The following is a 13,100-nucleotide window of genomic DNA, read 5'->3' as shown; positions in this document are numbered from 1 at the left end:
CGCTGGGTTAAAATGCGCGCCTGAATTTACTGGGCATTTACCTGATGGATTGGATGTATACCTTATCCGGCTTTTTGGTCGGTCTTATTGTCGGTGTGACCGGGGTCGGTGGCGGTTCGCTAATGACGCCTTTGCTGGTGATGTTTTTTGGCGTGTCGCCTGCGACGGCGGTCGGGACCGACTTGTTGTATGCTTCGCTGACCAAGACACTGGGCGCATGGGTACATAGTCGTCGCGGCACGGTAGAGTGGAAAGTGGTCGGGTTGCTGGCGATGGGGAGTCTGCCTGCGGCACTGGTGACGATATTGCTGCTTAAATATTTGGCGCTCGATGAAAAGGTGCTGCGTAGCGTAGTTACCAGTGTGCTGAGCATCGCGCTGTTGCTTACCGCAGTTGTGCTGCTGTTCAAGGAACAGATCAAGAAGCTCGGTCGCAGCCGTGACGGGCGAGTGTATGAGTTGCATCATCGCTATCTGCCGGGAGCAACGATCGCAACCGGCGTGGTGGTAGGAGCACTGGTGACGGTGTCCTCGATCGGTGCCGGGGTGCTGGGTACGGTGGCGTTGCTGTTTTTGTACCCGCGCATGTCACCTGTCAAGGTGGTCGGCACGGATATCGCCCACGCGGTGCCGCTGACCGCCTTTGCCGGCATGGGGCATCTGGCACTCGGTACCGTGGATTTAGTGTTGCTGGGTAGTCTGCTGATCGGTTCGCTGCCGGGGATTTACATTGGCAGTCATCTGAGCGCCCGGGTGCCGGAACGAATTTTGCGCCCGCTGCTGGCGGTGATGCTGCTGATTATCGGTTTAAAGATGGTGTTCTACAAATAAGGAAGAATCATGAGTGAAAATAAAGCCAACAAACCTAAAACGGTCAGCTGGTTCAACGGCTGCGGCGGGCGCATCGGCGTTGTGGTCGGTCAAACCGGCGAACACGCTTATATAGGCGCGGCATTGCGTCACGATGAGGATTCGGACGTGGCGCAAATTTTGGCTTACGGTGCGAAATTTCCGCTGGCGGCCGCCTTGTTGCTGCCGGTATCGAAACGTTATCCGGATGAGGAAGTTTAAATGTATCGTTACGATCAATTTGATCATCAGATTATCGCGGAGCGTGTCGCGCAGTTTCGCGGTCAGGTTGAACGCCGGCTGTCAGGCGAACTGACCGAAGACGAGTTTCGTATTCTGCGTCTGCAAAACGGCCTGTATATGCAGATTCACGCCTATATGCTGCGTATTGCCGTTCCCTATGGTTTGCTATCAAGTGAACAGGTGCGCATGTTCGCGCATATCGCCCGTAAATACGACCGTGATTACGGGCATTTTACGACGCGCCAGAATATCCAGTTCAACTGGATCAAGCTGCCCGATGCACCCGATATTCTCGCCGATTTGGCCAGTGTGGAAATGCACGCGATTCAGACTTCCGGCAATTGCATCCGCAATATCACCTGTGACGAATTTGCAGGCGTAGCGCGGGACGAGATCGTCGATCCGCGCCCCTATGCTGAAATACTGCGCCAGTGGAGTACCTTTCATCCAGAATTCGGTTTTCTGCCGCGCAAGTTTAAATTCTCCATCACCGGCGCTTCAGATGATCGTGCGGCAATCGCGGTTCACGATATTGGGCTGGCTGTGGTTAAGAACGATCAGGGTGAAGTGGGCTTTCGCGTGCTGGTTGGCGGAGGCCTTGGTCGCACGCCTGTTATCGGTACCGAAATCTGTGCGTTTGTGCCCTGGCAGGACGTGATCACCTATGTCGAATCCATCGTGCGTGTCTATAACCAGTACGGACGCCGCGATAATATGTATAAGTCGCGTATCAAGATATTGGTCAAAGCGCTCGGCATCGAGGAGTTTCGCCGTCAGGTTGAAGCCGACTGGCAATTTACGCGCGGCGGCCCTTGCACTATCACGCAACAGGAACTGGATCGTGTGAGCGCCTGCTTTACTGCTCCGCCGTATCAGACTTTGCCGGATAGCGATCTGGATGCGTTGCAAAACGATAACAAGGCCTTCGCCAACTGGTTGCAACGCAACGTCAAATCGCACAAGGTGGCAGGTTATGCCTCAGTGGTGCTGTCGCTCAAAAAAACCGGCATTGCACCGGGGGATGCGACCTCAGCACAACTGGATGCCGCTGCCGAACTGGCCGAACGTTATAGCTTCGGTGAGCTGCGTGTGACGCATATGCAGAATCTGGTGCTGGCTGACGTTAAGCAAGCGGACCTGTTTGAACTGTGGCAGTCCGCGAAAGGGTTGGGGCTGGCGACACCGAACATCGGTTTGCTGACCGATATCATCTGCTGTCCGGGAGGCGATTTCTGCACGCTGGCGAATGCGCGCTCGATTCCGTTAGCACGTGCGATTGCCGAATGTTTCGATGATATCGACTTCTTGCACGACATCGGCGAGATTGATCTTAATATCTCCGGTTGCGTCAACGCCTGTGCGCATCACCACATCGGGCATATCGGCATCCTCGGCGTAGATAAAGACGGCGAAGAGTGGTATCAGGTCTCGATCGGCGGCGCGCAGGGCAATGACAGTTCCATCGGTAAAGTGATCGGACGTTCGTTCTCATTCGGACAAATTCCGGAGGTTTTAGCCCGGCTGCTGACGGTTTATGTCGAAAACAGGTATGACGACGAGCGTTTTATTGACACCGTGCGTCGTCTCGGATTCGAGCCGTTTAAAACTTACGTGTATGCAACGGAAGTTGAAAATGACAAGGAACTGGCTGGCATCGACTATGAGTTGCTGAAAGTCGGCGTGCCGTATGACATGCCCTATTATTCACCGAGGTTTTAAAAATGATCATTAAAAACAAAACGATCGTTGAGGACGGCTGGTGCGTGTTACGCCTTGCGGATGATCAGACGCCGGACAGCGTGATGGTGCCCTCAGGTTCTGTGATCGTGCCGTTGGCAGTGTGGCTGGCGCAGCGCGAAACACTGAAAGCCCGCATTGATGTGGGCGTCTGGCTGGCAAGCTGCGACCGACCCGAATTGTTGAATCCGGACGAGGTTGCAACACTCCCCGTGATCGCAGTCGATTTTCCGAAATTTGCCGATGGACGCGGTTACACCCTCGCTTATTTGTTGCGCGAGCGACTAGGATTCAAGGGCGAATTGCGCGCCATTGGTGATGTGTTGCGCGACCAGTTGTATTACATGCAGCGCGTGGGTTTTGACGCTTTTGCGGTACGCCCGGATAAAAATATCAACGATGCACTCAAAGCGTTGAGCGATTTTTCGGAAAACTATCAGGCATCCGTCGATCAGCACGAGCCTTTGTTTCGACGTGTATCGCGAGGTGTCGCATGAGCGATCTGCAAGTGAAAGTTGAGCAGGTTAAAGCGCTGTTGGCCTCGGCTGTCGCTGAGTTTGGCGCGGTTACCTTTGCCAACAGTCTGGGTGCGGAAGATATGGTGCTGACCGACTTAATTGCTCAGTTTCAGCCGGAAATTGCGATGTTTAGTCTGGATACCGGACGGCTGCCGCAGGAAACGTATGATTTGATGCAGGCAGTGCGCGAGCGCTATGCCGTACCCTTGACCGTGTATTTTCCTGAATCCGCATCGGTTGAAACGCTGGTCGCAAAAAATGGCGTGAACGGATTTTACGACAGCGTGGAGAAGCGCAAAGCCTGCTGCTTTGTTCGCAAGGTCGAGCCGTTGAAGCGCGCGCTGACGGGTAAGCGTGCATGGATTACCGGCATGCGCCGCGATCAGGCCGTCACGCGCGGCACCTTGGAAGTCTCATCGTATGATGCGGATCAGGGCTTACATAAACTCAATCCGTTGCTCGATTGGACCAATGCCGAAGTTTGGGAATATATCAAACAGCACGATGTGCCTTACAATAAGCTTCATGATCGGTTTTATCCCAGCATCGGCTGTGCACCCTGTACCCGTAACGTGACGCCCGGCGAAGATATTCGTTCAGGTCGTTGGTGGTGGGAGAGTGCAGATGGCAAAGAATGCGGCCTGCATGCAGGCAAGATTTCGAAATTATCGTAGTTTGAGTTTCAATTCATCAAAATTGATTTAATAGAAAGAAACCATGAGCAATCGTATTTTTACCCATCTGGATGCGCTCGAATCTGAATCCATCCACATCATGCGCGAAGTCGCGGCGGAGTGCAAAAATCCTGCGTTGTTGTTTTCCGGCGGCAAGGATTCTATCGTGATGCTGCGACTGGCCGAAAAAGCGTTTCGGCCGGCCAAGTTTCCCTTTCCGCTGGTGCACATCGACACCGAACATAACTTTCCGGAAGTCATCGCGACCCGTGACAAGCTGGCAGCTGATCTGGGCGAGCGCCTGATTGTGCGTTCGCTGGAAGGCTCTATCGCGAAGGGTACGATCGTGATCAAGAATCCCGATCTGCCGCGCAATCCGTTTCAGTCGGTTACGCTACTGGAGACGATCGAAGAATTCGGTTTCGATGCCTGTATGGGCGGCGCACGCCGTGACGAGGAGAAAGCGCGCGCTAAGGAGCGTATTTTTTCGTTCCGCGATGAATTCGGTCAGTGGGATCCCAAGAATCAGCGCCCCGAGTTGTGGGATATCTACAATACGCGCGTGCATGCCGGCGAAAATATCCGCGTATTCCCGATCTCCAACTGGACTGAACTGGATATCTGGCAGTACATCGGCCGCGAAAACTTGCATATTCCGAGCATCTATTACGCGCACGAGCGCGAAGTGATACGCCGTGGCGGTTCGGTCATTCCGGTGTCGGATCTGGTGCAGCCTAAACCCGGCGAAAAAGTCGAAGTGCTCTCGGTGCGCTTCCGTACCGTAGGGGATGTGACCTGTACGGCGCCAGTCGAATCGACAGCCCGCAACGTCGAGGAAATTATTGCCGAGACGGCCACCACACGCATCACCGAACGGGGTGCGACCCGCATGGACGATCAGACATCGGATGCTTCGATGGAGTTGCGCAAGAAGGAAGGGTACTTTTAATCATGACTGACACGACACAATTACTACGTTTTATCACCGCGGGTTCAGTCGATGACGGCAAGAGCACGCTGATCGGCCGCCTGCTGCACGATTCGAAATCCATCTTTGAAGACCAGTATTCTGCGATCTCGAAAACTTCCGAGAAACGCGGTATGGCAGCGGTCGATCTGTCTTTGCTGACCGACGGGCTGCAGGCCGAGCGCGAGCAGGGCATCACCATCGATGTGGCCTACCGTTATTTCGCGACACCAAAACGCAAGTTCATCATCGGCGATACGCCAGGACACGAACAATACACCCGCAATATGGTGACGGCGGCGTCCACTGCGAATCTGGTGGTGATTTTGATCGATGCGCGCCGCGGCGTGCTGGTGCAGACGCGACGTCACACTTATCTGGCATCACTCGTCGGCATCCCGCACATCGTGCTGGCAGTCAACAAGATGGACATGGTTGAGTATTCGGAGGCGCGTTTCAACGAAATTTGCACCGAATATTTGGCTTTTGCGGCACAACTGGGGCTGCACAACGTAACCTGTGTGCCGCTGTCGGCGCTGGTGGGCGATATGCTGGTCGATCGAGGTGAAAATCTGGCCTGGTATCAGGGGCCGACCCTGATGGAATTGCTGGAAAATGTCGAGATCGACCATGACGTGAATACGACCGATTTTCGCTATCCGGTGCAATGGGTATGCCGTCCACAAACCGAGGAGTATCACGATTTTCGCGGCTTTATGGGGCGTATTGAGGCAGGATCTGTGTCGGTGGGCGATGAAATCACCGTGCTGCCGGCAGGCCGCACCAGTCGCGTCAAGGAAATCGTCACGCTGGACGGCAATCTTGAAACCGCGTGTGCGCCGCAATCAATCTGCATCACATTGGCAGACGAGATCGATATTTCGCGTGGCGATATGTTCGTCAAGGCGGATTATCTGCCGGCGGTGACCAAAGAGTTCGACGCAATGCTGTGCTGGTTGTCGGAGACGCCTTTGGACAAGAACCGCAAATATCTGGTCAAGCACACAACGCGCACCGCTAAATGCCTGTTTTCCAGCATCGATTACCGTGTGGATGTGAATACGCTCGAGCAGCACGCGAATCCTGTGGTGAACATGAACGATATTGCGCATGTAAAACTGAAGGTGCAACTGCCGCTGGTGACGGACCACTATAAGCGTAACCGTGCGAGTGGCAGCTTTATCGTCATCGATGAGGCAACTAACAATACGGTTGCCGCCGGGATGATCTGCTAGCTTTTCTGATCGTCAGACGTTAAAAAGCCCGGGATTGCCGGGCTTTTTAACGTCTGACGATCAGGTTTTGCGTAGTTCAAAAAATTATCGGCCGCATCGCTATTTCGCCTGCGGCGGTGTGAGTGGATTGTCGGTTCTGTAAATGGCGCGAGGTAATAGCAACTGCGCTGTCCGTTTGCAGGGGGGCGGCGACTGTCGCTGGAAAATAATTTTTGGCTTTGGATTTTGAGCGCGTCCCGATATACTGCGCTTACTATGCGGTAATTTTTTAAAAGGAATAAGCACTATCATGAAAACCATTTTTCTCGTCGACGACTCCGTCACTATTTTGTTGAGTATGAGCGCAATTCTGTCCAAAGCTGGCTATGCGACCGAAAAGGCGGCTAGCGCAGAAGAAGGGCTCGCTAAGCTTAAAGGCGGACTCAAGCCGGACCTGCTGATCACCGATTTGAATATGCCCGGCATGAATGGTATCGAGTTTATCCGTGAAGTGCGGAAATTGCCTAATCACCGTTTTATGCCAATTCTGTTCCTGACTACAGAGTCGCAACAATCGAAGCGCGACGAAGCCAAAGCTGCGGGGGCATCCGGCTGGTTGGTTAAGCCGGTGAATGCGGAGCAATTAATAGGCACTATCAAACTCGTCGTTAAATAATCCCGATATGTTATTAAACTCGCGCCAAATTAAGTTGCGACAGGTTGTGGTTGCACTGCTGACGGCGGGGGCCTGTGCGGCGGCGGTCTATTTGTTGCATACGCCCTTTCATGATTGGCTGCATGCGGCAACTGGTATGACCGATAGAGTGGCGGACTAGGCCGGAACGCTGATCATCGTTTTGGGCAGCTTTCTTGTCAGTAACATGGTTTCGCTGGCGATTTTTCAAGACCGGCTGCTGGGGATGCGCTCGACTCAGCTTGATTTGCAGAAAAAAGTTGCCAGTTTTGAGGCGATTATCAATAACGTGGCCAGCGATCTGAGTCATCTGCCTACGCTGACCCAACTGCTCAATGACCAGTTGCACGCGATTACGGTGGAGACGGAGCGTTCGGCGTTCGGGATTGTCGAACGACTGCAACTCATCGACGGGGTGATCGAGGATCTGGTGTCCACAGTTTCCAGCGGTGCTCAAGATGCGGAGTTGATGATACAGTCGGGCGAGAGGAACGTCAGCTCTAACGTACAATTGATCGAAAATCTCAATCAGTATATACAAAATCGCTTCATTGAATTTGAAGCCGACCGTCAAAGCATTTCTGTCGTGGTGCAGCAGGCTCGCTCGATGACATCGCTGATCGATATGATTAAGGGGATTTCTTCGCAAACCAATCTGCTGGCGCTTAATGCGGCGATTGAAGCGGCGCGTGCCGGTGAGGTCGGGCGCGGTTTTGCCGTAGTGGCTGACGAGGTACGCAAGTTGTCAGGTGAAACGGATGTTGCGGTATCAGAAATTCAGCAGGGGATAGGCCGCGTTGCGCAAACCATCGAAGAACAGTTCAAAAACAAACTTGAGCACGAGAGCACGGGTCAAGAAAAAGAGGTTCTGGAGAGTTTTTCATCCCATCTGGACAGCATGAGCGGTAATTATCATCGCCTGATGCAGCGTGATGAGGAAATGATCTCCCGTCTCAAAGAAACCAGCACGACCTTGTCTTCCATGTTCATGGAGGTGTTGGCTAGTATTCAGTTTCAGGACGTGACGCGCCAGCAGATTGAACAGGTGCAGGGGGCTTTGTCACGGCTCGATGCGCATGTAGTGCAGATGGTCGACATGATGCGTAACAAGGATTTTTCAAGCTCAGCCTCGATTAAGGATCACTTCGAACAGATCTATCAGGGCTATGTCATGGATCATCAGCGCACTATTCACGACGCAGTAGTCGGCGCAGCACACAATCCTCCGAGTTCTTCACAGCAAAAAATTGAATTGTTTTAACGGGCGGCTTGCCGCAATACAATTGAAATAGGAATCGTGTTCAATATTAACAGGAGAGCTCCATATGACACAGGCGCATAGTACCATTGCTGTTAAAGACGATATGACCATATACAATGCCGCAGTGCAGAAACAGACGCTGCTGGATGCGCTCAATACGTGTGATGAGCTGGATCTGGATTTGTCCCAAGTGGCAGAAATGGATACGGCTGGCTTTCAGGTTTTGCTGCTGACCAAGCGTGAAGCGATCAAGGCGGGTAAAGCGGTTCATTTGACCGCCCACAGCAAGGCGGTGACAGAAGTGCTCGATTTATACAATATGGCGGGCTATTTTGGCGATCCTATGGTGATTACTGCACATGAGCACGCAGCAGGGAATCGTAGGTAGATTTTAACGATTAGATACAAAGCGTTGTTGATACGAAGTTAATACGTTTTTGGGGGTGGCATGGACGAGATTCAGCAGGCATTTGTTGTCGAAGGCCGTGAACTGTTGCAGATGATGGAAGAAAATCTGTTGCAGATGGAAGAGCGTGGCAGTGATCCTGAGATTATTAATGCGATTTTTCGCGCGGCTCATACGATTAAGGGAGGAGCGGGCGTCATCGAGTGTCAGTTCGTGGTTGAGTTTACCCATGTGCTGGAAAATGTGCTCGATGAAATGCGTGCCGGCAATATCGTTGCAGATCAGACCTTGGTCGAGGTGCTGCTGATTTGTGCGGATCAGTTAGGTGCACTCCTGAACTGCATTGAAAACGAATGCCAACCGGGGGAAGATGTCAATCTGACCAGTGCAGCGCTGCGCGAAAAATTGCAGCACTATCTGAGTAAACCCGCAGGCAAGGGCGATGTGGCGCTTACTGAGGCTGATGTGCAAGTCAGCGGCGGTGGTCAAATGGAGACCGACAACTGGCATATCTCGTTGCGTTTCGGTCCCGATGTGCTGCGCAAAGGTATGGATCCCGCGTCATTTTTGCGCTACCTGATGGAGTTAGGGGAGATCGTTCATCTGACCACGCTGCCGGATGCGATGCCGAATGCCGAAGAGATGGATGCGGAATCCTGTTACCTGGGTTTTGAAATCTCCTATAAATCGGAGGCAGAGAAATCGCAGATTGAAAACGTATTTTCATTTGTCAGCGATGATTGCGTCGTGCATATCTGGCCGCCGCACAGCAAGCTGGCCGACTTTATCAGTACGATTGAAACGCTGCCGGAAGACACGATGCGTCTGGGCGAAATTTTGATTCTCTGTGGCGCGTTGACACAAAACGAACTGGATATCGCGTTAAACACCCAATCTGATCGCGTCGATGACCGTTCAGTACAACCCAAGATTGGCGACTTGCTGGTCAATCAGGGGGTGGTGACCGCGGAAGTGGTAGAAGCCGCAGCCGTCAAACAGGGGAAAGTTGCGGATAAGAAAACAATCGAATCGCAATTGATACGGGTGCAGGCCGCTAAACTTGACCAGTTGATCGATCTGGTCGGCGAAATGGTGATTGCCAGCGCGGGCGCAAACATGCAGGCGCGCAAAAGCGGTGAAACGGCGCTGGTGGAATCCACGTCGGTCATCTCAATGCTGGTCGAGCAGATCCGCGATAGCGCCTTGCAGTTGCGCATGGTGCAAATCGGCGAGACTTTCACCCGTTTTCAGCGTGTGGTGCGCGACACCAGTCGCGAACTCGGTAAAGACATTGAGCTTGTGATCAGCGGCAGTGATGCTGAACTTGATAAGTCGGTTGTTGAAAAACTGGGCGATCCGCTGATGCATCTGGTGCGCAATGCACTCGATCACGGTGTTGAATCCCCCGATGTTCGTCTCGCACGCGGCAAGCCGGCTCGCGGCACGCTCAAGCTTAACGCTTATCATGAGTCTGGCGGCATCGCGATCGAGATCATCGACGATGGCGGCGGGATGAACCGGGATAAAATTCTCAACAAGGCGCGTGAGCGTGAGTTGATCACGGCCAATCAGGTGCTCACTGACAGTGAAATTTTCGGTCTGATTTTTGAACCCGGTTTTTCCACGGCCGATAAGATCACCAATATCTCCGGTCGCGGTGTGGGGCTGGACGTCGTCAAACGCAATATCACCGCGCTCAGAGGTACGATTGAGGTGGAGAGCCGTGAGGGGGAAGGATCCACTTTCCGGATTCGATTGCCGCTGACGTTAGCGATCATCGACGGATTCCTGGTCGGCGTGGGGCGAGCCTCCTATGTGATTCCGCTGGGAACCGTGGTCGAATGCATCGAGCTGTCGGAAAAAGACCGGGCGGATACGCTGACGCGTCAATATATCAATTTGCGCGGTGAAGTGCTGCCGTTCGTGCGGTTGCGTGAACAGTTTGAAATCAGCGACGGCGGTGGTAAGCGCGAAAATATTGTGGTGGTGCAGTATGCTGGACAGAAAATCGGTCTGGTTGTCGATGAACTGATGGGGGAATTTCAGACCGTGATTAAACCGCTGGGTACTATTTTTAAACATATCAAAGGCATAGGAGGGTCTACTATCCTGGGGTCAGGCGAGGTCGCACTGATACTCGATGTGCAGTCTTTGGTGGCTTTGGCCACCGTGCAGCAAAACAGGATTCAGGCAGCATAGCAACCCGTTTAATTATTTGTCCTAAGGAGTGAGAGATGTTTAAAAATTTACGTATTGGTGTTCGTCTTGGCATTGGTTTTGGTTTGATGGTGTTGCTGCTGTCCATTATTTCGATTTTCTCTTATAACCGGCTGATGCAGATCAGTACTGATATCGGTGATGTGATCAACGACAAATTTCCCAAGACGGTGGTGGCGAACGAAGTTATCGATCAGATCAATGTGATTGCGCGCGCGCTGCGCAACTCGCTGCTGGTCAAAGGGGACGACGTGCAGAAGGAGCTGGATCGCGTGATGGAAGCGCGCAAGAATATTTTGGCGGGTTTTGATAAGCTTGAAAAGAGCATCCGTTCAGAAGATGGTAAAAAAATGCTCGCCGCAACACTGGAAGCGCGCAAGCTCTATGTGGAAGACCAGAATAAATTTATCGAGCTGCAAACGGCCGGAAAGCGCGATGAGGCTGTTGAGTTGATGGTCACCAAAATGCGCAAGACGCAGGGCGATTACATTAAGTCTGTTTCGGAGTTGATCAACTTTCAATCTGAGCTGATGAAGAAAACCGGCGCGGAAGCCAATGTGGCGGTGGAAGGGGCACAGCGATTGATTTTAGTTTTGTCGCTGTCCGCCATCCTGATCGCCGTGGGTTTTGCCTTTTGGGTTACCCGTAGCATCACTCGTCCGCTGGATGAAGCCGTGAACGTGGCCAATAACTTGTCCGAAGGTAACCTGAACGTCAAGATTGTGGTGGAGTCAACCGATGAAACCGGACAGTTGCTCAGTGCCATGCAGAATATGGTCACCAAGCTGACTGAAATTATCACCACCGTACGCGGTAATGCCGATGCCTTAGCCAGTGCCTCGGAAGAGATCAGCGCGACCGCGCAATCTTTGTCGCAGTCATCGTCTGAACAGGCGGCCAGCGTTGAAGAGACGACCGCGTCGATCGAGCAGATGACCGCCTCGATTGACCAAAATACTGAAAATGCCAAAGTGACCGATGGCATGGCAGGTAAGGCCGCAAGGGAAGCGACCGAAGGCGGTCAGGCGGTTGAAAATACCGTGACTGCAATGAAACAGATCGCGGGCAAGATCGGCATCGTGGACGACATCGCCTACCAGACCAATTTGCTGGCTTTGAATGCGGCGATTGAAGCGGCGCGTGCCGGTGAACACGGCAAGGGCTTCGCGGTGGTGGCCGCTGAAGTGCGTAAGCTGGCTGAACGCTCGCAGGTGGCCGCTCAGGAAATTGGCGAGCTGGCTGGCAGCAGCGTGAGCATGGCGGAAAAAGCCGGCAAGCTGCTCGAGGCAATGGTGCCATCGATCAACAAGACGTCCGATCTGGTGCAGGAAATTGCGTCAGCCTCGAGTGAGCAGGCAAGCGGCGTGGGCCAAATCAACAGCGCGATGGGGCAACTGAACCAGACCACGCAGCAAAATGCGTCCGCCTCGGAAGAGCTGGCGGCAACAGCTGAAGAAATGAGCAGTCAGGCTGAACAGCTGCAATCGGTGATGACCTTCTTCAAACTGAGCGATTCCTCAGCAACAACGTTAACACCTGCACGCCATGTTTCACGCGTACCGGCACAGTCCGCACGTGCACCTGCCAGAAAAGCGAATCAATATGTCAGTGGTGCGCCCAGCGAGCAAGACTTTGAACGTTTCTGAGGTGAATGAACATGAGTACAGCTAAAAATCTGCCAGTTGCTGTGAATACGGCGGTGAGCGCAGCCGTCGATGATCATCAGTATCTGACCTTTTTGTTGAGCGGCGAAATGTTTGCCATCGCTATCCTCAACATCAAGGAAATCATCGAATATGGCAGTTTGACTGAAGTGCCGATGATGCCGGGGTTTATACGCGGGGTGATCAACCTGCGCGGCAGCGTCGTGCCGGTGGTGGATCTGGCGGTGCGTTTCGGTCGCAGTAAAACCGAGGTGTCGCGACGCACCTGTATTGTGATCATTGAAGTCGAGGGGAGCGATGAAACGCATCAGGACATCGGGGTGATGGTGGACAGCGTTTCTGAAGTACTGGAAATTCCGACGGCCGAAATTGAACCGGCTCCAGCTTTTGGCGCCAAAATCCGGGTAGATTTCATTAAGGGCATGGGAAAAGTTGCCGGGAAGTTTGTCATTATCCTCAATGCCGATAAGGTGTTGTCGGTGGACGAACTGTCGATGCTGGGGCAGGCGGCTGCAGGCGGTGTGCCGGAGTTGTCCGCCTGATTGAGCCGCATCGATTAACCGCTCATACTGATCTGAGTCCTGTTTCGGAAGGTGAGTGAAGTTGCAAAACGGACACTGAAATCGATCGGTGCACCTGACCAGCAGGATTTCGAGT

The 13,100-nt window shown here is 53.0% G+C and carries 13 protein-coding genes; all 13 read left to right on the top strand.

The features are described from left to right. The first annotated feature begins 44 nt into the window (after positions 1-44). The 13 genes from GALF_RS09900 to GALF_RS09840 all read left to right on the top strand — a co-directional run bounded on the left by GALF_RS09900 (position 45) and on the right by GALF_RS09840 (position 12,985). Entirely contained in the window at positions 45-830 is a 786-nt protein-coding gene (locus GALF_RS09900; RefSeq protein ID WP_013293921.1) for a sulfite exporter TauE/SafE family protein, read from the top strand. Between the two features lie 9 nt (positions 831-839). Continuing rightward, entirely contained in the window at positions 840-1,070 is a 231-nt protein-coding gene (locus GALF_RS09895) for a hypothetical protein (protein ID WP_013293920.1), read from the top strand. After that, positions 1,071-2,810, top strand: a complete 1,740-nt coding sequence (locus GALF_RS09890) for a nitrite/sulfite reductase (protein ID WP_013293919.1) — start codon at positions 1,071-1,073, stop codon at positions 2,808-2,810. A 2-nt stretch (positions 2,811-2,812) separates the two neighbouring features. Further along, entirely contained in the window at positions 2,813-3,325 is a 513-nt protein-coding gene (locus tag GALF_RS09885) for a DUF934 domain-containing protein (RefSeq protein ID WP_013293918.1), read from the top strand. Further along, the gene (locus GALF_RS09880) at positions 3,322-4,020 is read left to right on the top strand and encodes a phosphoadenylyl-sulfate reductase (RefSeq protein WP_013293917.1); all 699 of its coding nucleotides are present in this window, start codon (positions 3,322-3,324) and stop codon (positions 4,018-4,020) included. The genes GALF_RS09885 and GALF_RS09880 overlap by 4 nt, the downstream gene beginning before the upstream one ends. A 43-nt stretch (positions 4,021-4,063) precedes the next feature. Further along, positions 4,064-4,969: a sulfate adenylyltransferase subunit CysD gene (gene cysD / locus GALF_RS09875; protein WP_013293916.1), complete on the top strand. Its 906-nt coding sequence runs from the start codon at positions 4,064-4,066 to the stop codon at positions 4,967-4,969. 2 nt (positions 4,970-4,971) lie between these two features. Next, the gene (gene cysN, locus GALF_RS09870; RefSeq protein WP_013293915.1) at positions 4,972-6,222 is read left to right on the top strand and encodes a sulfate adenylyltransferase subunit CysN; all 1,251 of its coding nucleotides are present in this window, start codon (positions 4,972-4,974) and stop codon (positions 6,220-6,222) included. Positions 6,223-6,511: 289 nt separating this feature from the next. Further along, the gene (locus GALF_RS09865; RefSeq protein WP_013293914.1) at positions 6,512-6,877 is read left to right on the top strand and encodes a response regulator; all 366 of its coding nucleotides are present in this window, start codon (positions 6,512-6,514) and stop codon (positions 6,875-6,877) included. Between the two features lie 181 nt (positions 6,878-7,058). Continuing rightward, entirely contained in the window at positions 7,059-8,156 is a 1,098-nt protein-coding gene (locus GALF_RS09860; RefSeq protein WP_150102602.1) for a methyl-accepting chemotaxis protein, read from the top strand. A 64-nt stretch (positions 8,157-8,220) separates the two neighbouring features. After that, complete coding sequence (locus GALF_RS09855) at positions 8,221-8,544, top strand: STAS domain-containing protein (protein ID WP_013293912.1); 324 nt, start codon at positions 8,221-8,223, stop codon at positions 8,542-8,544. Positions 8,545-8,604: 60 nt separating this feature from the next. After that, entirely contained in the window at positions 8,605-10,761 is a 2,157-nt protein-coding gene (locus GALF_RS09850; RefSeq protein WP_013293911.1) for a chemotaxis protein CheA, read from the top strand. A gap of 35 nt (positions 10,762-10,796) precedes the next feature. Continuing rightward, positions 10,797-12,425 (top strand): methyl-accepting chemotaxis protein, encoded by a 1,629-nt coding sequence (locus tag GALF_RS09845; RefSeq protein ID WP_013293910.1) that lies wholly within the window; start codon positions 10,797-10,799, stop codon positions 12,423-12,425. An 11-nt stretch (positions 12,426-12,436) separates the two neighbouring features. Continuing rightward, the gene (locus GALF_RS09840; protein WP_013293909.1) at positions 12,437-12,985 is read left to right on the top strand and encodes a chemotaxis protein CheW; all 549 of its coding nucleotides are present in this window, start codon (positions 12,437-12,439) and stop codon (positions 12,983-12,985) included. The last annotated feature ends 115 nt before the right edge of the window (positions 12,986-13,100 follow it).

The organism is Gallionella capsiferriformans ES-2 (genome assembly GCF_000145255.1).
Classification (GTDB): Bacteria; Pseudomonadota; Gammaproteobacteria; order Burkholderiales; family Gallionellaceae; genus Gallionella; species Gallionella capsiferriformans.
Note: the sequence above shows the minus strand (reverse complement) of the source record. Positions and strands in the feature narration are given on the sequence as shown.

What these genes read in the sequence shown, in the direction of transcription:
- GALF_RS09885 (WP_013293918.1), top strand. Translation starts at nt 2,813, where the DNA reads ATGATCATTAAAAACAAAACGATCGTTGAGGACGGCTGGTGCGTGTTA.
- GALF_RS09890 (WP_013293919.1), top strand. Translation starts at nt 1,071, where the DNA reads ATGTATCGTTACGATCAATTTGATCATCAGATTATCGCGGAGCGTGTC.
- GALF_RS09880 (WP_013293917.1), top strand. Translation starts at nt 3,322, where the DNA reads ATGAGCGATCTGCAAGTGAAAGTTGAGCAGGTTAAAGCGCTGTTGGCC.
- GALF_RS09850 (WP_013293911.1), top strand. Translation starts at nt 8,605, where the DNA reads ATGGACGAGATTCAGCAGGCATTTGTTGTCGAAGGCCGTGAACTGTTG.
- cysD (WP_013293916.1), top strand. Translation starts at nt 4,064, where the DNA reads ATGAGCAATCGTATTTTTACCCATCTGGATGCGCTCGAATCTGAATCC.
- GALF_RS09895 (WP_013293920.1), top strand. Translation starts at nt 840, where the DNA reads ATGAGTGAAAATAAAGCCAACAAACCTAAAACGGTCAGCTGGTTCAAC.
- GALF_RS09845 (WP_013293910.1), top strand. Translation starts at nt 10,797, where the DNA reads ATGTTTAAAAATTTACGTATTGGTGTTCGTCTTGGCATTGGTTTTGGT.
- cysN (WP_013293915.1), top strand. Translation starts at nt 4,972, where the DNA reads ATGACTGACACGACACAATTACTACGTTTTATCACCGCGGGTTCAGTC.
- GALF_RS09900 (WP_013293921.1), top strand. Translation starts at nt 45, where the DNA reads ATGGATTGGATGTATACCTTATCCGGCTTTTTGGTCGGTCTTATTGTC.
- GALF_RS09865 (WP_013293914.1), top strand. Translation starts at nt 6,512, where the DNA reads ATGAAAACCATTTTTCTCGTCGACGACTCCGTCACTATTTTGTTGAGT.
- GALF_RS09840 (WP_013293909.1), top strand. Translation starts at nt 12,437, where the DNA reads ATGAGTACAGCTAAAAATCTGCCAGTTGCTGTGAATACGGCGGTGAGC.
- GALF_RS09855 (WP_013293912.1), top strand. Translation starts at nt 8,221, where the DNA reads ATGACACAGGCGCATAGTACCATTGCTGTTAAAGACGATATGACCATA.